Annotated in this window: 20 protein-coding genes and 1 pseudogene; 13 read left to right on the top strand and 8 right to left on the bottom strand. The window is 64.9% G+C overall.

Features of this window, described 5'->3' with window-relative positions; genetic code table 11:
* Nucleotides 1–372: 372 nt before the first annotated feature.
* The gene (putA, locus tag LR961_RS17110) at nucleotides 373–3,582 is read right to left on the bottom strand and encodes a bifunctional proline dehydrogenase/L-glutamate gamma-semialdehyde dehydrogenase PutA (RefSeq protein ID WP_232151186.1); all 3,210 of its coding nucleotides are present in this window, start codon (nucleotides 3,580–3,582) and stop codon (nucleotides 373–375) included.
* 294 nt (nucleotides 3,583–3,876) lie between these two features.
* Between putA and LR961_RS17105 the strand changes: the two genes are divergently transcribed.
* The 6 genes from LR961_RS17105 to LR961_RS17085 all read left to right on the top strand — a co-directional run bounded on the left by LR961_RS17105 (nucleotide 3,877) and on the right by LR961_RS17085 (nucleotide 8,606).
* The gene (locus tag LR961_RS17105; RefSeq protein ID WP_232151129.1) at nucleotides 3,877–4,356 is read left to right on the top strand and encodes a DUF2244 domain-containing protein; all 480 of its coding nucleotides are present in this window, start codon (nucleotides 3,877–3,879) and stop codon (nucleotides 4,354–4,356) included.
* An 11-nt stretch (nucleotides 4,357–4,367) separates the two neighbouring features.
* Nucleotides 4,368–5,294, top strand: a complete 927-nt coding sequence (coxB, locus tag LR961_RS17100; protein ID WP_232151128.1) for a cytochrome c oxidase subunit II — start codon at nucleotides 4,368–4,370, stop codon at nucleotides 5,292–5,294.
* Nucleotides 5,295–5,358: 64 nt separating this feature from the next.
* Complete coding sequence (ctaD, locus tag LR961_RS17095; protein WP_232151127.1) at nucleotides 5,359–6,969, top strand: cytochrome c oxidase subunit I; 1,611 nt, start codon at nucleotides 5,359–5,361, stop codon at nucleotides 6,967–6,969.
* A 13-nt stretch (nucleotides 6,970–6,982) separates the two neighbouring features.
* Nucleotides 6,983–7,117 (top strand): hypothetical protein, encoded by a 135-nt coding sequence (locus LR961_RS19300; RefSeq protein ID WP_269670740.1) that lies wholly within the window; start codon nucleotides 6,983–6,985, stop codon nucleotides 7,115–7,117.
* Nucleotides 7,118–7,152: 35 nt separating this feature from the next.
* Nucleotides 7,153–7,707, top strand: coding sequence for a cytochrome c oxidase assembly protein (locus LR961_RS17090; protein WP_232151185.1), 555 nt, complete (start codon nucleotides 7,153–7,155; stop codon nucleotides 7,705–7,707).
* 23 nt (nucleotides 7,708–7,730) lie between these two features.
* A complete protein-coding gene (locus LR961_RS17085; protein WP_232151126.1) occupies nucleotides 7,731–8,606 on the top strand; it encodes a cytochrome c oxidase subunit 3 in 876 nt (291 codons plus the stop codon).
* A gap of 104 nt (nucleotides 8,607–8,710) precedes the next feature.
* Here LR961_RS17085 and LR961_RS17080 read toward each other — a convergent pair whose 3' ends face one another.
* Nucleotides 8,711–8,923 (bottom strand): twin transmembrane helix small protein, encoded by a 213-nt coding sequence (locus LR961_RS17080; RefSeq protein WP_232151125.1) that lies wholly within the window; start codon nucleotides 8,921–8,923, stop codon nucleotides 8,711–8,713.
* A 57-nt stretch (nucleotides 8,924–8,980) separates the two neighbouring features.
* On the opposite strand from LR961_RS17080, the gene LR961_RS17075 reads away from it, so the two are divergent.
* The 4 genes from LR961_RS17075 to cyoE all read left to right on the top strand — a co-directional run bounded on the left by LR961_RS17075 (nucleotide 8,981) and on the right by cyoE (nucleotide 12,562).
* On the top strand, nucleotides 8,981–9,709 hold the full coding sequence (locus tag LR961_RS17075; RefSeq protein ID WP_232151124.1) for an SURF1 family protein: 729 nt from the start codon (nucleotides 8,981–8,983) through the stop codon (nucleotides 9,707–9,709).
* A gap of 130 nt (nucleotides 9,710–9,839) precedes the next feature.
* Nucleotides 9,840–10,424 carry a hypothetical protein gene (locus LR961_RS17070; protein WP_232151123.1) on the top strand — a complete coding sequence of 195 codons (585 nt, stop codon included), beginning with the start codon at nucleotides 9,840–9,842 and terminating at the stop codon, nucleotides 10,422–10,424.
* Nucleotides 10,425–10,434: 10 nt separating this feature from the next.
* Nucleotides 10,435–11,664, top strand: coding sequence for a COX15/CtaA family protein (locus LR961_RS17065; RefSeq protein ID WP_232151122.1), 1,230 nt, complete (start codon nucleotides 10,435–10,437; stop codon nucleotides 11,662–11,664).
* A 4-nt stretch (nucleotides 11,665–11,668) separates the two neighbouring features.
* A complete protein-coding gene (gene cyoE / locus LR961_RS17060; protein WP_232151121.1) occupies nucleotides 11,669–12,562 on the top strand; it encodes a heme o synthase in 894 nt (297 codons plus the stop codon).
* A gap of 254 nt (nucleotides 12,563–12,816) precedes the next feature.
* Here the strand turns inward: cyoE and LR961_RS17055 are convergent, their stop codons facing one another.
* The 6 genes and pseudogenes from LR961_RS17055 to rpsU form a co-directional block, all read right to left on the bottom strand.
* Entirely contained in the window at nucleotides 12,817–13,803 is a 987-nt protein-coding gene (locus tag LR961_RS17055) for a bile acid:sodium symporter family protein (RefSeq protein WP_232151184.1), read from the bottom strand.
* Between the two features lie 41 nt (nucleotides 13,804–13,844).
* Nucleotides 13,845–14,321: a sulfur transferase domain-containing protein gene (locus tag LR961_RS17050; protein WP_232151183.1), complete on the bottom strand. Its 477-nt coding sequence runs from the start codon at nucleotides 14,319–14,321 to the stop codon at nucleotides 13,845–13,847.
* 44 nt (nucleotides 14,322–14,365) lie between these two features.
* Entirely contained in the window at nucleotides 14,366–16,126 is a 1,761-nt protein-coding gene (gene dnaG / locus LR961_RS17045; RefSeq protein WP_232151120.1) for a DNA primase, read from the bottom strand.
* A gap of 334 nt (nucleotides 16,127–16,460) precedes the next feature.
* A pseudogene (locus LR961_RS17040) lies at nucleotides 16,461–17,306 on the bottom strand (YihY/virulence factor BrkB family protein); the annotation flags it as partial.
* Nucleotides 17,307–17,564: 258 nt separating this feature from the next.
* Complete coding sequence (locus LR961_RS17035) at nucleotides 17,565–18,011, bottom strand: GatB/YqeY domain-containing protein (RefSeq protein WP_232151118.1); 447 nt, start codon at nucleotides 18,009–18,011, stop codon at nucleotides 17,565–17,567.
* Nucleotides 18,012–18,139: 128 nt separating this feature from the next.
* Entirely contained in the window at nucleotides 18,140–18,355 is a 216-nt protein-coding gene (gene rpsU, locus LR961_RS17030; RefSeq protein ID WP_002808376.1) for a 30S ribosomal protein S21, read from the bottom strand.
* Nucleotides 18,356–18,478: 123 nt separating this feature from the next.
* On the opposite strand from rpsU, the gene tsaD reads away from it, so the two are divergent.
* From tsaD to LR961_RS17015, 3 genes are all read left to right on the top strand, one after another.
* The gene (tsaD, locus tag LR961_RS17025; protein ID WP_232151182.1) at nucleotides 18,479–19,522 is read left to right on the top strand and encodes a tRNA (adenosine(37)-N6)-threonylcarbamoyltransferase complex transferase subunit TsaD; all 1,044 of its coding nucleotides are present in this window, start codon (nucleotides 18,479–18,481) and stop codon (nucleotides 19,520–19,522) included.
* A 189-nt stretch (nucleotides 19,523–19,711) separates the two neighbouring features.
* Nucleotides 19,712–20,071, top strand: a complete 360-nt coding sequence (gene folB, locus LR961_RS17020; protein WP_232151117.1) for a dihydroneopterin aldolase — start codon at nucleotides 19,712–19,714, stop codon at nucleotides 20,069–20,071.
* A 69-nt stretch (nucleotides 20,072–20,140) separates the two neighbouring features.
* Nucleotides 20,141–21,394: a mechanosensitive ion channel family protein gene (locus LR961_RS17015; RefSeq protein ID WP_232151116.1), complete on the top strand. Its 1,254-nt coding sequence runs from the start codon at nucleotides 20,141–20,143 to the stop codon at nucleotides 21,392–21,394.
* Nucleotides 21,395–21,507: the final 113 nt, after the last annotated feature.

Below are 21,507 nucleotides of genomic sequence, written 5' to 3'. Positions count from 1 at the left end.
GCAAAGCAACGCGGCTGCTGCAGGGCGCAGCCGGGCTGTGCTGGGGTGTTGCCGGGCAGGTTCGTGCCGTCGTGCCGAGCGTGGTTCGGTATCACTGACATTTGGCTTTGTTTGGTTTGAGTGTGGGAGCAGAAGCGCGACTTCGTCGCTACCCCTCTCCTGCCTTCGGCATCCTATCCCGCAAGGGGAGAGGAGGAGGGCCAAAGCCAAAGCCACAGCTAAAGCCAAAGCCAAAGCTACAGCCCAACCACAGCCGATGCGTAATTGCCTTGTGGTCATTGCTGCCACGCATCACGCACCCAGCACCCAGCACCCGCCAACAAAAAGCCCCGCGAAAGCGGGGCTTTTTGTTGCTGCATCAATACCGCCGGATCAGTCGCCCAGGGTCAGCAGCGAGGCGTTGCCGCCGGCGGCGGTGGTGTTCACCGTCACCGTCTTCTCGGTGGCGAAGCGCAGCAGGTAGTGCGGGCCGCCGGCTTTGGGGCCGGTGCCGGACAGGCCCTGGCCACCGAACGGCTGCACGCCGACCACCGCACCGATCTGGTTGCGGTTGACGTACACGTTGCCGACGTTGACGCGCGAGGAGATGCGGTCAACCGTCTCGTCGATACGCGAATGCACGCCCAGGGTCAGGCCGTAGCCGGTGGCGTTGATCTGGTCGATCACCGCATCGAGCTGATCGGCCTTCCAGCGGATCACGTGCAGCACCGGCCCGAAGATCTCCTTGTGCAGCTGGCCCAGGTCCTTCAGCTCATACGCGCGCGGGGCGAAGAAGGTGCCGTGCGCGGCTTCGTCGGACAGTGCCGCAGCGGCGATCAGGCGGGCCTCGCTGTCCATGCGTGCGGCGTGGTCGGTGAGGATCTGCAACGCATCGGCGTCGATCACCGGGCCGACGTCGGTGGACAGCTCGCCCGGGTTGCCGATCTTCAGTTCGGCCATCGCGCCGGACAGCATGCTCATTACCTTGTCGGCGATGTCGTCCTGCACGAACAGCACGCGTGCGGCCGAGCAACGCTGGCCGGCCGAGGTGAAGGCCGAGCCGATCGCGTCCTTGACCAGCTGCTCCGGCAGCGCCGAGGAGTCGGCGATGAAGGCGTTCTGGCCGCCGGTCTCGGCGATCAGCACGCCGATGGCGGCATCACGCGCGGCCATGGTGCGGTTGATGGTGCGGGCGGTCTCGGTGGAGCCGGTGAAGGCCACGCCGGCTACGCGCGGGTCGGCGGTGAGGGCGGCGCCAACCACCGAGCCGGAACCCGGCAGGAACTGCAGCACGCCTTCCGGCACGCCGGCGTCGAGCAGCAGCTGTACGGCGTAGTAGCCGATCAGGTTGGTCTGCTCGGCCGGCTTGGCGATGACGCTGTTGCCGGCGGCCAGCGCGGCGCTGACCTGGCCCAGGAAGATCGCCAGCGGGAAGTTCCACGGGCTGATGCAGACGAACACGCCGCGGCCATGCAGCTGCAGTTCGTTGGATTCACCGGTCGGGCTCGGCAGCTTCTCGGCATGGCCGAACTGCTCGCGTGCCTGTTTGGCGTAGTAACGCAGGAAGTCCACCGCTTCGCGCACTTCGGCGACGCTGTCGGGCAGGCTCTTGCCAGCTTCCTTCACGCACAGCGCCATGAATTCGGCGATACGCGCTTCCAGCTGGTCGGCAGCGTGTTCGAGGATGCTGGCGCGGCTGGCGGCCGGGGTGCGGTTCCAGGCCGGCTGTGCGGCCGCTGCGTTGGCCAGGGCCAGCTGCACGGTGGCGGCGTCGGCGGCCTGCCAGTGGCCGACCACTTCGCGCGTGTCGGCCGGGTTGGTGACCGGCTTGGCGGCGCCGCTGGTGTTGGCGCCCGGTACCAGCGGGGTGGCCTGCCAGGGCTTGATGGCGGCGTTGAGCTGCTCGGCGAGGGCACGCAGGTCGTTGTCGTTGGCGAGGTTGATGCCCATGGAGTTGTTCCTGTCGTGGTTCTGGCTGCGCAGCAGGTCAACCGGCAGCGGGATCTTGGGATGCGGGATGGAGGCGAACGAGGACACCGCTTCGACCGGATCGCGGATCAGGTCGTCGATGGACACGTCCTCGTCGGTGATGCGGTTGACGAAGCTGGAGTTGGCGCCGTTCTCGAGCAGGCGACGCACCAGGTACGGCAGCAGGTCTTCGTGCGAGCCGACCGGCGCGTAGACGCGGCAGGGCACGTTGAGGCGGTCGGCCGGGATCACCTCGGCGTACAGGTCATCGCCCATGCCGTGCAGCTTCTGGTGCTCGTAGGTGCGGCCCTGCGCGATCTGCTTGATCGCGGCGATGGTGGCCGCGTTGTGGGTGGCGAACATCGGGTACAGCGTGTCGCTGTGGCCGAACAGACGCTTGGCGCAGGCGATGTAGGACACGTCGGTGTTCTGCTTGCGGGTGAACACCGGGTAGCCGGCCAGGCCTTCGATCTGGGCGCGCTTGATCTCCGCGTCCCAGTAGGCGCCCTTGACCAGACGTACCTGCAGCTTGTGGCCGATGCGACGGGCCAGGTCGGCCAGATAGTCGATCGTGTACGGGGTGCGCTTCTGGTACGCCTGCACGACGATGCCGAAGCCTTCCCAGCCCTTGAGCGAGGGATCGCTGACCACGCGCTCGATGATGTCCAGCGACAGTTCCAGGCGGTCGGTTTCCTCGGCGTCGACGGTGCAGCCGATGCCGTAGGACTTGGCCAGCTGGGCCAGTTCCAGCACGCCGGGGACCAGGTCCTTGAGCACGCGCTCGCGCTTGGCGTGCTCATAGCGCGGGTACAGCGCCGAGAGCTTGATCGAGATGCCGTGCGAAGCGGTCACATCGCCGTCGGCCTTGCCGCCACGGGCGATGTTGTCGCCGCCGATGGCGCGGATGGCGCGGCGGTAGTCTTCCAGATAGCGCAGCGCATCTTTCATGGTCAGCGCGCCTTCGCCGAGCATGTCGAAGGAATAGCGGTAGTTGCTGTTGTCGCCCTTGTGCGAACGCGCCAGCGCTTCGTCGATGGTGCGGCCCATGACGAACTGGTGGCCCATGATCTTCATGGCCTGGCGCACGGCCAGGCGGATCACCGGCTCGCCGACGCGACCGATCAGACGCTTGAACGCGCCATGCACGTCACGCTTGGTAGCGTCGGCCAGATCGACCAGGTGGCCGGTCAGCATCAGGCCCCAGGTGGAGGCGTTGACCAGCACCGAGTCGGACTGGCCCATGTGACGCTTCCAGTCCGCTTCGCCGAGCTTGTCGCGGATCAGCTTGTCGGCCGTCTCCTGGTCCGGAATGCGCAGCAGCGCTTCGGCCACGCACATCAGCAGCACACCTTCCTCGCTGCCCAGGTCGTACTGGCGCATGAAGGCTTCGATCGCACCCTGGTTCTTGGCGCGTGCACGCACGCGGCGCACCAGGTCGGCGGCGGTGGCCTGTACCTGCGCCTGCTCGGCGGCGGGCAGGCGGGCCTGCTCCAGCAGTTCACGGACGTGGGTGGTTTCGTCCTTCAGCCAGCCATCGGTGATGGCCTGGCGCAGCGCGGGCGGAGCCGGCGGCAGTTCGGGCGAAAGCAGGGCTTCCGGTGGTGATGCGACAGCGTTGGATGATGATGCGTTCATGCCTGGGGCCACGGTTGCGGATTCGGCCATTTTAATCCTCGGCGACATTTTTCCCAGTCCCCCGGAGACACCTTTTTTCAGTCTGAAAGCCTGCGATACGAGGCGATTTTTAAAAAAAAACGGTTGTCGATAGAAGTGTGCCGATTTCGGCAATTAATCTGCCGATGTTGTGTGGGAACGGAGCGATTCTTGTGTGCGCCGCAACATCTTGCACATCGATGAATGGAAGCTTGCCGGTGTGGTTGGGCACGGATACCATCGAGTCGTTTTCCGCGGTACGGACGCGGTTGCGACATGATCCAGATGCTTCGGTCAGTTCCCGATGGCTCACATGCGCAGCTGATGCTGCATCCCCCACGGGCGCTTACGGCCCGGCAGTTCGTCCTGTTGTTCGCCGCGTTGGCAGGATTGATGGCGTTCACGGCCGGCCTGGGTTGGTTGTCCGGAAACGTCTTTGCTCCGGTCTTCGCGTTCTTGCATTGCTTTCTGGTGGGCGTGGCGTTGCGTGCGGTCTGGCGCAGCGGCGAGCGCCGGGAAGAGATCCGGGTAGGACCGGACTGCGTGGAAGTGATTCCCGCAGCCGGGAGTTCACCGGTGTTCCGGGCACATCCCTACTGGGTGCGCCTGGTGACCGTGGAGGAACGGGTCCTGCTGGTTTCCAGCGGCAAGCAGGTGGAAGTGGGGAGTTTCCTCGCACCTGCCGAACGTCGGGAACTTGCGGCGGCACTTGAAGGCTTGCTCGCAGCCAGCAATGGCTGCAACCGACGACGGTAAGGGTCTAGGCAATGAAGCAAAGCAGCGGGTGGGGCGGGAAGTTGCAATACGGTTTCATGCTGGCAGCCATGGCGCTGTCGGCGCCAATGGCATGGGCGCAGTCAGCCGATCCAGCGCCGTGGCAGCTCAACATGGGCAAGGGCGTCACCCATACCGCGCGCATGGCGTGGGAAGCGCACATGGTGGCGCTGTGGGTCTGCGTGGTGATCGGCGTGCTGGTGTTTGGCGCGATGTTCTACGCGATGTTCAAGTTCCGCAGGTCCAAGGGCGCGGTGGCCAAGCAGTTCAGCCACAACACCAAGGCGGAAATCGTCTGGACCGTGATTCCGATCATCATCCTGGTGGTGATGGCCTGGCCGGCCACGGCCAAGCTGATCGCCATGTACGACACGCGCGAGTCGGAAATGACCGTGAAGGTCACCGGCTACCAGTGGATGTGGAAGTACGAGTACCTGGGCGAGAACGTCGCTTTCACCAGCCGCCTGGACCGCAAGTCCGACGAGGTCCGCCAGAGCGGCGCGGTGCCGACCATGGCCACCGATCCGAACTACCTGCTGGATGTGGACAACCCGCTGGTGCTGCCGGTCGATACCAAGGTGCGTTTCGTCATCACCTCCGATGACGTGATCCACGCATGGTGGGTGCCGGCGCTGGGCTGGAAGCAGGACGCGGTACCGGGCTTCATCAACGAGCGCTGGACCAATATCGAGGAAGTCGGTGTCTACCGCGGCCAGTGCGCCGAGCTGTGCGGCAAGGACCATGGCTTCATGCCGATCGTGGTCAAGGCCGTGTCCAAGGAAGACTTCAAGACCTGGCTGGCCTCGCGCAAACCCGCGCCGGCCGCTGCACCCGAGGCGGTTGCCGAACCGGCTCCGGCTGCTGAACAAGCCCCGCAACCGGAAGCCGTGCCTGCCGCGCAGGCCAGCACCGGCGCCTGATCCCACTGCGTGCCGGCGCAGGCCGGCGCGATGCCTGGAAACTGGATAACGAGGTGTAGTTGCAATGGCGAATTCCGCAGTGGATCACTCCGAGCACCACGGTCACCATCAAAGCTTCTTCGAGCGCTGGTTCTTCTCCACGAACCACAAGGACATCGGCACGCTGTACCTGCTTTTCAGCTTCGTGATGTTCATCATCGGCGCGTTCATGTCGGTGCTGATCCGCTGGGAGCTGATGGAGCCCGGCCTGCAACACATGAAGCCGGAATTCTTCAACCAGATGACCACCGTGCACGCACTGGTGATGATCTTCGGTGGCGTGATGCCGGCCTTTGTCGGCCTGGCCAACTGGATGATCCCGTTGCAGGTGGGCGCGCCGGACATGGCGCTGCCGCGCATGAACAACTGGTCGTTCTGGTTGCTGCCGGTGGCCTTCAGCCTGCTGCTGGTGACGCTGTTCCTGCCCGGCGGTGCGCCGGCCGGCGGCTGGACGCTGTACCCGCCGCTGTCGTTGCAGGGTGGCTACAACGTCGCCTTCAGCGTGTTCGCCATCCACGTGGCCGGCATCAGTTCGATCATGGGTGCGATCAACATCATCGCCACCGTGCTCAACATGCGCGCGCCGGGCATTGACCTGCTGAAGATGCCGATCTTCTGCTGGACCTGGCTGATCACCGCGTTCCTGCTGATCGCGGTGATGCCGGTGCTGGCCGGTGCGGTGACCATGCTGCTGACCGACAAGTTCTTCGGCACCAGCTTCTTCAACGCCGCCGGCGGCGGTGACCCGGTGATGTACCAGCACATCTTCTGGTTCTTCGGTCACCCGGAGGTCTACATCATGATCCTGCCGGCGTTCGGCGTGGTCAGCGAGATCCTTCCCACCTTCAGCCGCAAGCCGCTGTTCGGTTACCAGGCGATGGTGTACGCCACCGCGGCGATCGCGTTCCTGTCGTTCATCGTGTGGGCGCACCACATGTTCACGGTGGGCATGCCGCTGGGCGGCGAGATCTACTTCATGTTCGCCACGATGCTGATCTCGATCCCGACCGGCGTGAAGGTGTTCAACTGGGTCAGCACGATGTGGGAAGGCTCGCTGACATTCGAAACGCCGATGCTGTTCTCGATCGCCTTCGTGATCCTGTTCACCATCGGTGGTTTCTCCGGCCTGATGCTGGCCATCGTGCCGGCCGACTTCCAGTACCACGACACCTACTTCGTGGTGGCGCACTTCCATTACGTGCTGGTCACCGGTGCGGTGCTGGCGCTGATCGCGGCGGTGTACTACTGGTGGCCGAAGTGGACTGGCCGCATGTACAACGAGTTCTGGGGCAAGGTGCATTTCTGGTGGACGATGGTGTTCGTCAACCTGCTGTTCTTCCCGCAGCACTTCCTTGGCCTGGCCGGCATGCCGCGCCGCATTCCCGATTACAACCCGGTGTTCGCCGACTGGAACCTGATCAGCTCGATCGGCGCGTTCGGCATGTTCGTCACCCCGTTCATGATGGCGGCGATCCTGTTGTCCTCGCTGCGCAACGGCAAGCGTGCCGAAGCACGCGCCTGGGAGAACGCCAGGGGCCTGGAGTGGACGGTACCGTCACCGGCACCGGCACATACCTTCACGGTGCCGCCGGTGATCAAGCCGGGTGATCTGGCCCATGACGACGTCACACACTGAGGAGTCGAAACAGATGAGTGACAGCCAATGGCAAGCTGAGGAACTGGCACTGCGCCGCCGTCGCTCGCGGCGCACCGCGCTGGTCGTGGGGTTGATCGCGGTGGCGGTGTACGTGGGCTTCATCCTCTCCGGAGTGCTGGCGCATTGACCACGCCAGCGCCCAAGCCTGCGCGCAATGCCGGTATGGTCCGGCTGATCGGCGTGGCGCTGGGGGTGTTCGTGCTGACCTTCTCGCTGGTGCCGCTGTACCGCATCGCCTGCGAGAAAGTGTTTGGCGTGCGGCTTGAGCGCGGCGCCAGTCAATCTACCGCAGCGCAGGTGGGGCCGGCCACGGTCAAGCGAACGGTGCGCGTCGAGTTCGACGGCGGCGTCAATTCCAAGTTGCCGTGGGCGTTCCATCCGGAACAGCTGACGATGGACGTGGTGCCGGGCGAGTTGAACGAAGCGATGTACTTTGCGCGCAACCAGAGCGAGCGGGCGATGGTGGGAAGCGCGGTGCCGTCGGTGGCGCCGGCGCGTGCTTCGGGCTTCTTCAACAAGACCGAATGCTTCTGCTTCACCGCCCAGACGCTGCAGGCCGGTGAGCAGCGTGAGATGCCGGTGCGCTTCATCGTCGATCCGGATCTGCCGGCCGACGTGAAGACCATCACCTTGTCCTACACGTTCTACAAGAATGATGCGCTGACTGAGCAGCTGGCCCCGGCTTCGGCCGAGGGCGCAGCGCATGCAGCTCCCTGATCACGGACCTGGAAGCAAACGACATGGCCCACAACACACCTGATGCCAACGTCTATTTCGTGCCGAGCCACAGCAAGTGGCCTTTCGTCGGCTCGATCGCCATGCTGGTGCTGATGGTGGGAGTGGCCAGTTGGCTCAACGATGCCAGCTGGGGGCGGTGGACCTTCTTCGCCGGGCTGGCGATGCTGGTATTCACCCTGTTTCTCTGGTTCGGCGATGTCATCCGCGAATCGGAGGCCGGCAGCTACAACCGCCAGGTGGACGGCTCGTTCCGGATGGGGATGGTGTGGTTCATCTTCTCCGAGGTGATGTTCTTCGGCGCGTTCTTCGGTGCGCTGTTCTACACCCGCAACCTGGGCCTGCCGTGGCTGGGCGGTGAAGGCCACGGCGTGCTGACCAATGAGCATCTGTGGGATGGCTTTTCAGCTGCGTGGCCGACCAACGGCCCGGCCGACATCGGTGGTGCGTTCCAGACCATTCCGGCGTGGGGCCTGCCGCTGATCAATACGTTGATCCTGCTGAGTTCCGGCGTGACCCTGACCATCGCCCACCACGCGCTCAAGGCCGGCAACCGCAAGCAGCTGCTGATCTGGCTGGGAGCGACGGTGGTGCTGGGCTGCGTGTTTCTTGCATTCCAGGCCGAGGAGTACATCCACGCCTACAAGGAGTTGAACCTGACCCTGGGCTCGGGCATCTATGGCTCGACCTTCTTCATGCTCACCGGCTTCCACGGTGCCCATGTGGCGCTGGGCACCATCATGTTGATCGTGATGTGGCTGCGTTCGGCCAAGGGCCATTTCACCCGCGACAACCACTTCGGCTTTGAAGCGGCTGCGTGGTACTGGCACTTTGTCGACGTGGTGTGGCTGATGCTGTTCCTGTTCGTTTACGTGCTTTGAGGGCAGGGATTGGGTGTCCGGGATGGGGGATTGGTTGGCGCTGATGTCATGCGGCCTGCGCTCCAGCTATTCCCCATCACGTCGTTGCCAACCCCACCTTCAACTCACACCCCATGCGGCCTGATCCAGCCGCTGTAGATGCCGAAGATCACCAGCAGGATCAGCACCACTGAAAGCACGATGCGCCGAGTCAGCGCGTTGACCGTGCGTTTGGTCTGGCCACGATCGATCATCAGGTAATAAAGGCCGGCCCCCAGATTCCAGATGATGACGATCAGAAACGCGACTACCAGCAGGGTCTTCAACGAATCGTTCATTCAGGGCTCGATGGGTGATTGGGCAACGCTATATCACCTTGCCCGGGCCGGCTTGTCATGACGCGACAGCACACGACGCGGTGGGGTTGGTGGGTGCTGGCGCTGGCGGTGGCGGCCTTGTTCTGCGGCTTCGGTTTCTGGCAGCTGCAACGCATGCACGACAAGCAGGCGTTGCTGGCGCAATTGCCCCCTGGCCGTGATGCCGCAGTGACCCTGGCCGAAGCCGGGCGCCTGCCGCAGACCCTGCATTGGGTGAAGGATCGTCTGCAATTTCTGCCGGGCACGGTGCTGCTCGATAACCAGCTGCGTGATGGCCGCGCCGGGGTGAAGGTGTACCAGCCCGCACGTGCGCAGGCAGGGCCGGTGGTGCTGGTCGATCTGGGCTGGTTGCCGCTGCCGGGCGACCGGCGCATGCCGGCGCTGGTGCCGCAGCAGGGGCAACATGATCTGGAAGGGCTATGGGCACCTGCGCCTTCCACCGGATTGGCACTGGGGCCGGCTATGGCCGCTACCGCGCAGCCTGATGTCTGGCTGGCCACGCGGATCGATCTGCCGGCCATCGGCGCGCAACTGGGTCTGGGGCTGGACGAGCCCGCGTCGCGTGTGTTGCGGCTGGATCCGGCGTTGTCGCTGGGTTACACGCGCGACCTTGAGTTGCTGCCCAATACCTTGCCGCCTTCGCGCCATCTCGGTTATGCGGTGCAATGGTTCGGCCTGGCGCTGGCGGTGCTGGTCATTGCCGGGTTGCTGCAGTGGCGTCGTCGGCGGCGGGAGGCGCGGCGGTGATGCTGTGCTCGGCAATACTTCAGAGCACCCCTCCCCAGCCCTCCCTTTGGCGCAGCCAAGGGGAGGGCTGGGGAGGGGGGCCTTTGCTGGTGCTTCCGCTTTCGTCCACATCCACACAGCCACACGGGAAATGCCACGCATGAATGCCCTTACGCCCGAGCAGCTCGCCGTACGCAACCGCGGGCGCAGGGTGCTGATCCTGATCTTCGTGATGTTCTTCGGGTCGATGGCCCTGGCCGGCATCCTGCGCTTCTCCGGCTGGACGCCGCAGATCAACCGCAACCACGGGCCGCTGTACGAGCCTGCGCTGGACCTGCGCGAGCAACGCCTGCTGCTGGCCGACGGTCAGCCCTACGAATGGAATCCGCCTGCACGTCACTGGCGCATCCTGGTGGCGCCGGCAGCCGATTGCGCCCCGGCCTGCGTCACTTTGTCGCAGCAGTTGGACAAGGTGTGGCAGCTGTTCGGCCATAACGCCGATAATGTCGAGATATTGTGGCTGGGTACGCCCCCTGCACAGGTGGCGGCACTGCCGGCACTGAAGGTGCTACAGGCCCAGCCCGCGTTCCGGGCACAACTGCCGGGGGTTGATGACCCGGCCGGCACCCCGGTGTATGTGATTGATCCCAATGGCTTTGTGGTGTTGCGCTATGCGCCGGGTTTTGAACCGGGCGGGTTGCGGGCCGACCTTTCCAGGCTGTTGAAACTGAAGTGAGTCCCGTTCGATGAATGCCACCGCGCGTCCGGCGCTGTATCGCAATTTCCACCGCCTGGCGTGGTTCGCACTGATCATGACCGCCAGCACGATCATGTTCGGCTCGTTCGTGCGGCTGTCCGATGCCGGATTGAGCTGCCCGGACTGGCCGACCTGCTACGGCCGGGTGACCTGGCCGCAGACGCAGATGGAAGCGGCCCAGCACGTGGCCAGCGAGATCCGTCCGCTGGAAAGCCACAAGGCCTGGCGGGAGCAGGTGCACCGTTTCCTGGCTGGCCTGTTGGGCGTTGAAGTACTGATTCTGGCGCTGCTGGCCGCGCGCCGGCGCAAGCGTGGCGTGTCGCAGATCGTCACCGCCTCGGTGCTGGTGGCGCTGGCGATACCGCTGTACATGATGGGCAGCCATGTTGCCCACAACGTTTTCGGTGCCGGTGCGCTCGACAGCCTGCCGGTGCAGGCAATGTACTGGTACGGCGCCTCGGCGGTGGTCGCGCTTGGCGGTGTGTTCGTGTTGCTGCTGGCTGCATTGCGCTGGTCCAACGTCGACCTGGCACGGGTGGCGACGCTCACCTTGGTGGTGGTGATCTTCCAGGCGCTGCTGGGCATGTGGACGGTGACCCTGCTGCTCAAGCCCATCGTGGTGATGGGCCATCTGCTCGGCGGCATGTTGATGTTCGGCTTGCTGGTATGGATGGCATGGAAGGCCACGCACCTGCCGATCACCTTGGCCGAGGCGCCGCGCCTGCGCTGGTGGCTGCGTGCCGGCGTTGCCTTGGTGGTGCTGCAGATCGCCCTTGGCGGCTGGGTCAGCGCGAACTATGCGGCGTTGGCCTGCGGCGGTGGCAGCGTTTCGCTGGACAATTTCCCGCGTTGCGTGAGCCAGTGGTGGCCGCAACAGAACTACGTCGAAGGCTTCACCCTGTGGCGGGGCATCGGTGTGGACTATGAAGGTGGCGTGCTCGATGGCGCATCGCGCATCGCCATCCAGATGGCGCACCGGATGATGGCCGTGCTGGTCGCGCTGTATCTGCTGGTGCTGTCGGTGCGGATGCTCCGCCTGCCGGGCATGCGCGGCTGGGCGACGACGCTGGGCGTGTTGATCGTGCTGCAGATCACCCTGGGCATCCTCAACGTCAAGCTGGCACTGCCGCTGGTCGTGGCGGTGATGCACAGCGGTGGTGCGGTGGCCTTGTTGTTCGTGCTGATCACGCTGCTGGCGCGACTGCGCGCACCGGAGTGATGGCATGAAGACGACGTGGCGTGATTATTGGGATCTGACCAAGCCCAAGGTGGTGGCCTTGATCGTGTTCACCGCATTGGTGGGCATGTGCCTGGCCATTCCTGCGTTGCCGACCACCGCGCAGGTGGTTTCCGGTGCGTTGGGCTTTCTGGGCATCTGGCTGGCCGCGGCTGCAGCTGCGGCCATCAACCAGCTGCTGGATGCGCGCATCGATGCGCAGATGGCGCGTACCTCGTGGCGGCCGCTGGTGGTGGGCAAGGTGTCACCGCGGCAGGTGCTGGTGTTTGCCGGTGCGTTGACCGCGTTGTCGATGACCATCCTGGTGCTGTGGGTGAACGTCATCACCGCGGTGCTGACCTTCGCCTCGCTGATCGGCTACGCGGTGATCTACACCGTGTATCTGAAGCGTGCGACCTCGCAGAACATCGTCATCGGTGGTCTTGCCGGTGCCACGCCGCCGCTGCTGGGCTGGGCGGCGATCACCGGCATGCAGGGCAGTTCCGACTGGGCCTATGCCTCGCTGCTGGTGCTGATCATCTTCATCTGGACGCCGCCGCACTTCTGGGCGCTGGCGATCTTCCGCCGCGCCGACTACGCCAAGGCCGACGTGCCGATGCTGCCGGTGACCCACGGCGTGCCGCACACGCGCAAGCAGATCCTGGCCTACTCGGTGGTGCTGGCGGTGGTGACGATGCTGCCGGTGGTCATCGGCATGAGCGGCATGTTCTATCTGGGTGGCGCCACCGTGCTGAACATCGTGTTCCTCTGGTACGCGTGGAAGATGCAGAACCCGCCGGACGAGATGTTCAACATGAAGATGTTCGGCTATTCCATCGTCTACCTGATGGCGCTGTTCGCCTTCCTGCTGGTGGACCATTGGTTGATGCCCTGGCTGTGACGCAGGCACCGGTAAGCGCAGGACCGCAGTAACCGGAACGGCAGAAGCAGGAAAGTGCTTCTGCCGTTTGTGGTTGCAGGGCGCTGTGACGAAAGGCGTAGCCCGCGCACTGTCGTAGGAGCGGCCTTGGCCGCGAAGCCAAGAGTCCTTCCTCCACGAATGGAATCCGCAATCCAGCGATCTGTGGGCGAGCTTCGCCTTGACCGGATGGAATGTCGGCTTCGCGGCCGAGGCCGCTCCTACGGCAGCGCGGCTTAGACCTTTTCCGCGTTGGCTGCCTGCCGCGCATAACGTTGTGCAACCACCGAACACACGATCAGCTGGATCTGGTGGTAGATCATGATCGGCAGCACGATCGCGCCGAGGCTGCCGCCGGCGAACAGCACCTTGGCGATCGGCACGCCGGTGGCCAGGCTCTTCTTGGAGCCGCAGAAGACGATGGGAATCTCGTCGTAACGGCTGAAGCCCAGGCGCCGCGCCAGCCAGGTGATGCCGGGCATGGCGATGGCCAGCAGCACCACTGCAACCAGCGCAGCGGTCAGCAGCGAAACGACCGGCGTCTTGCTCCACAGCCCTTCGTTGACCGACTCACCGAACGCGGCATACACCACCAGCAGCACCGTGCCCTGGTCGGTGAAGCGCAGCAAGGCGCGTCGCTTCTCCACCCAGTGGGCGATCCACGGCCGCAGCAGATGACCGGCGACGAACGGCACCAGCAGCTGCAGCATGATCGCGCCGACCGCGTGCAGCGGGTTGGCCATGCCGCCCTGCGAGCCGGCCAGCACGGTCATCAGCAGCGGGGTCAGGAACACACCGAGGATGCTCGACAGCGAAGCAGCGCACACTGCTGCCGGTACGTTGCCACCGGCCATCGAGGTGAAGGCGATCGAGGACTGCACGGTGGAGGGCAGGGCGCACAGGAACAACACGCCGATGTAGAGGTCCGGTGTCAGCGCCCAGCCGGACAGTGGCTTGAACGCCAACCCCAGCAGCGGAAACAACACGAACGTGCAGGCCAGGATTACCACATGCAGGCGCCAGTGCAGCATGCCGGCGATGATCGATTCGCGCGGCAGGCGTGCGCCGTGCAGGAAGAACAGCGCGGCAATGGCAAAGTCGGTGAAGTGGTCGAAGCCGCGTGCCGCCGCGCCGGTCATCGGCAAGACGGTGGCGAGCACGATGGTGCCGAGCAGGGCGAGGGTGAAGTTGTCCGGTCGCAGTCGCGACCACCAGCGGGTCATTGGCATGGGCCTCCTGGGTGGCGGATGTCGGCGTTAACGGATCAGGGCGTGGGCGGCTTCTTGCTGGCCGGGAGCGATGCGGGATTTTCCAGCGCGTCGCGCGCGGCTGCCTCCAGCGAGGTCATGCCGGCATCACGGCCCAGTTGCAATGCCGCTTCCACCGGTGCGCCTTCGATGCCGGCGTTGATCAACGACAACAGCGCGCCAGCGCGATTGCTAGAGGCGCAGTGCAGCAGGGTGGTGCCTTTGTCCTGCTTGAGCAGGCGTTGCAGTGTGCGCGCGTTGTCGGCAGTGATGCCGCTGGCGCCGGCAATGGGCAGGCGCACGTAGCGCAGCCCCAGTTGCTCGGCCAGTGCGGCTTCATCAAAGCCACGGTCTTCGTCGGGCTGGCGCAGGTCGATGACGGTGGTGACGCCGGAGGCGGCGGCATCGCGCAGTTGCTGGGCGCTGGGCTGGCCGGCGGTGATCAGGTTCGGGCGCGGCTGGCGCAAAGTGGCCTCGGCCGCCGATGCAACCATAGGCGAGGCCAGAAGGATCGACAGCAGCAAGCGGCAGGCAAACATCACGGTGCTCCGTTACGGGATGAAACCATCGTGGCCCGGAGCGCCTTGAACAGCTCCTGCAACTCGTACTTGTCAGCAGGGTCCAGTCCCTGCTGTCGCTGCTTGGCCTGCAGCTCCTCGAACCGTTGTTGCAGCAGCTGTTTCTCCAGCTGATGGATGGCGTCCTGCAGTTCCTGCGCCCAGCTGGCGTCATCACCGGGCATGGCCATGGCGGCGAGCTTGTGCAGTGCGCCCTGTTCTTCGCGTTCGTTGAAATGTTCAAGCAACGCGCCGGTGCTGATGTCAGGGCGCTGCTCCACCAGTTGCAGCAGTTCGACCAGCAGTTCGATGCCGGGCAGGCGCAGGCCACCGATGGCGTGGTGGCCTTCCAGGTTCATTGCCAGCGAAGGTTGCTGCAACAGGATGGCGATGGCCGCACGCACCAGGCTGCGTTTCTGCGCCGGCATCGCATTGCCGCGCATCGGCGGGCGTGCTGCGGCAGGGGCCGGGTTGGACGTGTTGGCGCCGATGCCGGTCAGGCGTGCCAGCTCCTGCTTCATCAGGTCGCCGAACGCACCATCGGGAATCTGCGCCAGCATTGGTTTTGCGCGTTCGGCCAGGCGTGCCTTGCCGTCGAGCGTGCCGAGGTTGATCTCGCGGCTGAGTTCGTCGAAGAAGAACTGCGACAGCGGCGTGCCCTGCTTCAGGCGTGCATCGAACGCGTCGGCACCTTCCTTGCGCACAATGGTGTCCGGGTCTTCGCCATCGGGCAGGAACAGGAAGAACGCCTGGCGGCCGTCCTTCATGCGCGGCAGCGCCGATTCCAGCGCCTTCCAGCCAGCCTTGCGACCGGCGTTGTCGCCATCGAAGCAGAAATAGACGTCCGGTGCGTTGCGGAACAGCAGCTCGGCATGGTCCGGCGTGGTCGCCGTGCCCAGCGTCGCCACCGCCTGGGTGACGCCGAACTGGAACAGGCTGACCACGTCCATGTAGCCCTCGACCACGATCAGCCGTTCGATCTTCTGGTTGGCCTGGCGCACCTGCCACAGGCCGTACAGTTCGCGGCCCTTGTGGAACAGCGCGGTTTCCGGCGAGTTGAGGTACTTGGGGCCGTCGTCCTTTTCCATGACCCGGCCGCCGAAGGCGATGACGCGGCCACGGCGGTCGAAGATCGGGAACATCACCCGGTCGCGGAACTTGTCGTAGACATGGCCGCGATCATTTTTGGAGAACAGGCCGACGCGGTCCAGCAGCTTCATGCGCCGCTCGTCCTTGCCCAGCGCGTCCTTCAACGCGCTGTAGCCGTCCGGTGCGTAGCCGATGGAGAAGCGCGCGCGGGTGTCGGCATCGACGCCACGGCTGTCCAGGTAGGCACGGGCCTTGTCGCTGCCTTCCAGTTGTTTCTGGAAGAAACGGCTGGCGGCATCCAGCGCGGAGTACTGGTCGCGGCTGTCGTCCTGCTGCTGTTGGCTGCGCGGGTTGCTCTCACGTGGCACTTCCATGCCCACGCGCTTGGCCAGTTCGTCCACCGCATCGAGGAATTCGAGGCGGTCGTAGTTCATCAGGAAGCTGATTGCCGTGCCGTGCGCGCCGCAGCCGAAGCAGTGGTAGAACTGCTTGGTCGGCGAGACGTAGAAGCTGGGCGAGCGTTCGTCATGGAACGGACAGCGCGCTTCGTATTCCTTGCCCTTGCGTTTGAGCGGCACGCGCGAGTTGACCACCTCGACAATGTCGGTGCGGGCAAGCAGGTCGTCGATGAACGCGTCGGGGAGTCGGGCCATGCGGCAATGAACAGCGCCGCCGGAGGGCGGGGCACACAACAGGGATGGGGGAGAAGTGTACTCGCCTGCGTCGGGCTTGGTCGCCGAAGCACCCCTCCCCAGCCAGCCCTCCCCTTGGCTACGCCAAAGGGAGGGAGCCATACGTGGCGCACCTGCAGATCACTGCGAACCGCCCCCTCCCCTTGGTTGTGCCAAAGGGAGGAAGCCATGCGTGACGGACTTGCAGATCACCGCGAACCGCTCCCTCCCTTTGGCGCAGCCAAGGGGAGGGTTGGGGAGGGGTGCGCCCTTAGCCGTTGATGTCCACGTTGGTAGCGGCAGCGGTTTCGTGCCGGGCCCGCGCCCGCTCGTCAATCACTGCGGTGATCAGCGCGCCGCCGAAGAACACCACGCTGGCGTAGTAGATCCACACCAGCATGATCACCAGCGTGCCCATTGAGCCGTAGGCGCTGCCCGGCGCCGCATTGGCGATGTACAGGCCGATCGCATAGCGCCCCAGCACGAACAGCACCGCGGTGATGGCGCCGCCGAGGAACGCCTGGCGCCAGCTGACCGGGCGGTCGGGCAGGTAGTGGTAAAGGAAGGCAAAGCCCAGCGCGTACAGCAGCACGGTGCTGAGGTAGGCCACTGCCGGCAGCACCGAGGGCAGGTGCGCGAATACCACCTGCAACGCGGTGGTGGCCACCATCGAGACGATCAGCAGGAAACCCAGTGCCAGCACCACGCCGGCCGAGAACACGCGCTTCTTCAGCCAGCCAAGGATGCCCTCGAAGCGCCGCGAGTCGGAGTGGAAGATCAGGTTCAACGCGCTCTGCAGCTGGGCGAACACCACCGTGGCGCCGACGAACAGCAGAATCAGGCTCCACACACCGGCCAGTGAGCCCAGGTCCGGTTGCGCGCTGGCATTGGCGATGACCGTGCGCGCGACCTCGGCCACGCTGGGGCCGGCCAGCGAGCCGATCTGTTCGATCAGCGCCTGTTGCGCTGGCGGATACAGCGAGGCGGTCAGCCACAGCAGCAGCACCAGCAAGGGTGCCAGCGAAAGCAGGGTGTAGAAGGCCAGCGATGCGGCCTGGGTCATCACGTTGGTTTCGACGAAGCGGCGGGCCAGCGCGGCGGGAAGGCTTTGCTGCAGCTGTTCCAGGTGTCGCTTGAGCGTGTCGGAATCCGGAAAGGGCATTGCGGTCGCAGGGCACGGCAGGCGCACCACGTTAAGCGATGTGATGGAAAAAGCAGGGTGAAGCCGGCCTTGTCTGCCCGTAGGAGCGGCTCGGCCGCGAAGCCGAAAACCCATCCGGGCACGGGAGTTGTCCGCAAACGGGCAGGGCGTGTGCTTCGCATCTGAAGGCGCTCCTGTGGTGGCGCAATGGCCTGAATGGCTGAAACGCAAGAGGCCCGCTTCGCAGCGGGCCTCCGGCATGCATCCTGACGGGCCGGATCAGCCGGCCAGTGCCTGCTTGACCAGCTTGGACACCAGGCCCATGTCGGCCTGGCCGGCCAGCTTGGGCTTGAGCACACCCATCAGCTTGCCGATGTCGGCGGCCGAGGCGGCGCCGGTTTCGGCCACAGCGGCAGCAATGGCGGCCTGGATCTCGGCTTCGCCCATCTTGGCCGGCACATAGCGTTCGATGACCACGATCTCCTCGCGCTCAATCGCCGCCAGGTCTTCACGGCTGGCTGCTTCGAACTGGGTGACCGAGTCCTTGCGCTGCTTGACCATCTTGTCCAGCACGGCGATCACCGCCGCGTCGTCCAGCTCGATGCGCTCGTCCACTTCACGCTGCTTGATGGCAGCGTTGATCAGGCGGATCACGCCCAGGGAGTGCTTGTCGCCGGCCTTCATGGCGGCCTTCATGTCATCGGTCAGCTGTTGTTTCAGGCTCATGGATCACCTCGTTGCGGGATCGTGGGAACAATAGGGAGCGGGAACGCAAAAAGCCGGCTACGCTTGCGCGTGCCGGCTTTCACTCCAGAATGGGAAACCGAGGTTCCCCGTTCAGGAATCGCGTCCGATCAGTACAGGCGCTGACGCTTGGTGACGTCGCGCGAGGAACGACGCAGCTGGCGCTTCACGGCAGCAGCGGCCTTGCGCTTGCGTTCCTGGGTCGGCTTTTCGTAGAACTCGCGCTTGCGGGTTTCGGCCAGCACGCCGGCCTTTTCGCAAGTGCGCTTGAAGCGGCGAAGAGCAAACTCGAAGGGCTCGTTCTCGCGGACTTTAACGCTGGGCATGGAATCTCCGGGACACAATGAAACCGGGTCACGCCCGGCGAGCCGCGCATTATAGTCCCTTTGAAAATGGGTGCAAGTCCCTCGGGGTTTGCCGGGAGGCTGGAGAGGTTCACAATGGCCTCCATGAAAGTTCTTGGCATTGAATCATCCTGCGATGAGACCGGCGTAGCCGTCTACGACACGGCGCTGTCCGGCGCTGCGGCGCTGCGCGCGCACGCCGTGTACAGCCAGATAGCGCTGCACGCCGAATACGGTGGCGTGGTGCCCGAGCTGGCCAGCCGCGACCATGTCCGCAAGACCTTGCCGCTGATCCGGCAGACGCTGGACGAAGCCGGCATCGCCATTTCCGACATTGACGGGGTGGCCTACACGGCCGGTCCCGGCCTGGTTGGTGCCTTGCTGGTAGGGGCCGGGGTGGCGCGCGCGCTGGCCTGGGGCCTGGATGTGCCGGCCATCGGCGTACACCACATGGAAGGCCACCTGCTGGCGCCGCTGATGGAAGATGACCCGCCGGAGCCGCCGTTCGTGGCCTTGCTGGTGTCCGGTGGCCATACCCAGCTGATCGCGGTCGACGCCATCGGCAAGTACCGGCTGCTGGGCGAAACCCTGGACGATGCCGCCGGCGAAGCCTTCGACAAGACCGCCAAGCTGATGGGCCTGCCGTATCCCGGTGGCCCGCAGCTGGCCAAGCTGGCCGAGATCGGTACGCCGGGCCGCTACAAGTTTGCCCGGCCGATGACCGACCGGCCCGGCCTGGATTTCAGCTTCTCCGGCTTGAAGACCCAGGTGCTGCTGGCCTGGCGCGACAGCGACCAGAGCGAGCAGACCCGCGCCGATATCGCCCGTGGTTTCGAGGATGCGGTGGTCGATACGCTGGCCATCAAGTGCCAACGCGCGCTGGATGCGGCTGGTTGCGACGTGCTGGTGGTGGCCGGTGGCGTCGGCGCCAACAAGCGCCTGCGCGCCAAGTTGCAGGACGCCGCGCAACGCCGTGGCGGCCGCGTGTGCTTCCCGCGCCCGGCGTTGTGCACCGACAACGGCGCGATGATCGCCTTCGCCGGCGCACTGCGCCTGCAGGCCGGCCAGCACAGCCCGCCGGAAGTGAAGGTCACGCCGCGCTGGGACATGGCTTCGTTGCCGCCTTTGGTTGCAGACAACGCGGAATAGGGCGTCATGAAAGGCGCCGGTGGCCAGTGGATGGAAATCCCGTCCGCTGCCTCTGCGCCGCATTGAGCAACGCGTCCGTGCGTTGACGCTGCATGCGGAGTTGCCGGTTGCCCCATCCGAATCTCCGCTCGCTTTAACGCCCCTGCACGTAACATTGCCCGTTCCCCTATCCGGTTACCCGCTTCAACTATGGACAAGGTTTTCATCGAAGGGCTCGAGATCGACGCCCTGATCGGCATCTACGACTGGGAGCGACGCATCCGCCAGACGCTGGTGTTCGACCTGGAAATGGGCTTCGACAACCGCAAGCCCGCTGCCACCGACGACATTGCCCACACGCTCAACTACAAGGCGGTCAGCAAGCGCCTGATGGAGTTCGTGCGTGCATCGGATTTCGGCCTGGTGGAGACGCTGGCCGAGCGTTGCGCGCAGATCGTGCTGGACGAATTCAACGTGCAGTGGCTGCGCCTGAAGTTGAGCAAGCCCGGTGCGGTGCGCGGCGCGCGCGCGGTGGGCGTGATCATCGAGCGTTCGCGAAACGACGGTTAACCTTCTGCGCCAATTCCGTGCCAGTGTGCGCCGGAGTGCAGGTTTTTCAGACAGAAGGAAAAGAAACAGATGGCGGTAACGGGAATCCAGTGGCTGGGCCAGTTGGAAAATGCGCTGGCGCCGTATCCAATGGCGTATCCGGCGCTGGTGCTGGCGGCACTGGTGCTGGTGGCATGGCTGGCCAACTTCATCACCAAGCGCATTCTGCTGCGTGGCCTGCACCGCGCGATCGAACGTTTTTCCGGCCCTGACCACAATGCCAAGCAACCGCTGCGGGTGATCGCACGGTTGTCCAACATCGTGCCGTCGGTGGTGCTGGCCACCGGTCTGAGCATCGTGCCGGAACTGCCGCCGAAACTGGTCGGGGTGCTCCAGGCGCTGTGCCACGCGTGGACGGTGCTGACCATTGCCCTGGCGGTGTCACACGCGCTGGACGTGTTCAACGATTTCTACGAGCGCCGTGCCGACGCCCGCAACAAGCCGATCAAGGGCTACCTGCAGGTGGTCAAGATCGTAGTGTTCGTGCTTGCCGGTTTGACCATCGTGGCAACGCTGGTCGGGGTGAAACCGTTGCACATGATCACCGGGCTGGGCGCGGCCACGGCGGTGTTCATGCTGATTTTCCAGGACACCATCCTGTCGCTGGTGGCCAGCGTGCAGATCAGCGGCGATGGCCGCGTGCGCATCGGCGACTGGATCGAAATGCCCAGCCAGAACGCCGATGGTGATGTGATCGACATCGCCCTGCATACGGTCACGGTGCAGAACTGGGACAAGACGGTCACCACCATCCCGACCAAGAAGCTGGTCACCGAGTCGTTCAAGAACTGGCGTGGCATGCAGGAGTCGGGCGGGCGCCGGATCAAGCGTTCGATCTACCTGGACCAGCACAGCGTGCGCTTTCTTGAGGCGCCGGGGCTGGAGCGGCTGGGCCAGTTCGCGCTGCTGGACGACTACCTTGCCGGCAAGCAGCAGGAGCTGCAGCAGTGGAATGCCAAGGTGGCGCAGGCACATCCGGAGCCGGTCAACGCCCGCCGTCTGACCAACCTGGGCACCTTCCGTGCCTACGTGGAGCGTTACCTGCGCAGCCATGCCGGCATCCACCAGGGCATGACCCTGCTGGTGCGGCAGATGGCACCCACCCCGCAGGGGCTGCCGCTGGAAATCTACTGTTTCACCGCCTCCACCGCGTGGGCGCAGTACGAAGCCACCCAGTCGGACGTGTTCGACCACCTGCTGGCGATCCTGCCGGAGTTCGGCCTGCGCGTGTTCCAGGAATCCAGTGACGCCATGTTGATGGCTGCGCGCGAGCAGGCCGGGTAGGGCACAGCCATGCTGCGCGGGGGGGGCTGCCGGTGACGCATGCCGGGCATGGCTCGGCACGACCGGCCGGCGGTCAGTTAACGGCGCTGGCGCTAGAATCCGCGCTTTGTACG

It is taken from the genome of Stenotrophomonas sp. SY1, from assembly GCF_021202945.1.
Classification (GTDB): domain Bacteria; phylum Pseudomonadota; class Gammaproteobacteria; order Xanthomonadales; family Xanthomonadaceae; genus Stenotrophomonas.
This window is presented reverse-complemented; position numbering and strand designations above follow the sequence as displayed.

Bases quoted from the DNA above. Each gene is read 5' to 3' on its own strand.
- LR961_RS17085 (WP_232151126.1), top strand. From the start codon at position 7,731: ATGGCCCACAACACACCTGATGCCAACGTCTATTTCGTGCCGAGCCAC.
- LR961_RS17070 (WP_232151123.1), top strand. From the start codon at position 9,840: ATGCCACGCATGAATGCCCTTACGCCCGAGCAGCTCGCCGTACGCAAC.
- LR961_RS19300 (WP_269670740.1), top strand. From the start codon at position 6,983: ATGAGTGACAGCCAATGGCAAGCTGAGGAACTGGCACTGCGCCGCCGT.
- LR961_RS17015 (WP_232151116.1), top strand. From the start codon at position 20,141: ATGGCGGTAACGGGAATCCAGTGGCTGGGCCAGTTGGAAAATGCGCTG.
- coxB (WP_232151128.1), top strand. From the start codon at position 4,368: ATGAAGCAAAGCAGCGGGTGGGGCGGGAAGTTGCAATACGGTTTCATG.
- LR961_RS17090 (WP_232151185.1), top strand. From the start codon at position 7,153: ATGGTCCGGCTGATCGGCGTGGCGCTGGGGGTGTTCGTGCTGACCTTC.
- ctaD (WP_232151127.1), top strand. From the start codon at position 5,359: ATGGCGAATTCCGCAGTGGATCACTCCGAGCACCACGGTCACCATCAA.
- LR961_RS17035 (WP_232151118.1), bottom strand. From the start codon at position 18,011: ATGAGCCTGAAACAACAGCTGACCGATGACATGAAGGCCGCCATGAAG.
- dnaG (WP_232151120.1), bottom strand. From the start codon at position 16,126: ATGGCCCGACTCCCCGACGCGTTCATCGACGACCTGCTTGCCCGCACC.
- LR961_RS17075 (WP_232151124.1), top strand. From the start codon at position 8,981: ATGACGCGACAGCACACGACGCGGTGGGGTTGGTGGGTGCTGGCGCTG.
- rpsU (WP_002808376.1), bottom strand. From the start codon at position 18,355: ATGCCCAGCGTTAAAGTCCGCGAGAACGAGCCCTTCGAGTTTGCTCTT.
- putA (WP_232151186.1), bottom strand. From the start codon at position 3,582: ATGAACGCATCATCATCCAACGCTGTCGCATCACCACCGGAAGCCCTG.
- LR961_RS17055 (WP_232151184.1), bottom strand. From the start codon at position 13,803: ATGACCCGCTGGTGGTCGCGACTGCGACCGGACAACTTCACCCTCGCC.
- cyoE (WP_232151121.1), top strand. From the start codon at position 11,669: ATGAAGACGACGTGGCGTGATTATTGGGATCTGACCAAGCCCAAGGTG.
- tsaD (WP_232151182.1), top strand. From the start codon at position 18,479: ATGAAAGTTCTTGGCATTGAATCATCCTGCGATGAGACCGGCGTAGCC.
- LR961_RS17050 (WP_232151183.1), bottom strand. From the start codon at position 14,321: ATGGTTGCATCGGCGGCCGAGGCCACTTTGCGCCAGCCGCGCCCGAAC.
- LR961_RS17080 (WP_232151125.1), bottom strand. From the start codon at position 8,923: ATGAACGATTCGTTGAAGACCCTGCTGGTAGTCGCGTTTCTGATCGTC.
- LR961_RS17105 (WP_232151129.1), top strand. From the start codon at position 3,877: ATGATCCAGATGCTTCGGTCAGTTCCCGATGGCTCACATGCGCAGCTG.
- folB (WP_232151117.1), top strand. From the start codon at position 19,712: ATGGACAAGGTTTTCATCGAAGGGCTCGAGATCGACGCCCTGATCGGC.
- LR961_RS17065 (WP_232151122.1), top strand. From the start codon at position 10,435: ATGAATGCCACCGCGCGTCCGGCGCTGTATCGCAATTTCCACCGCCTG.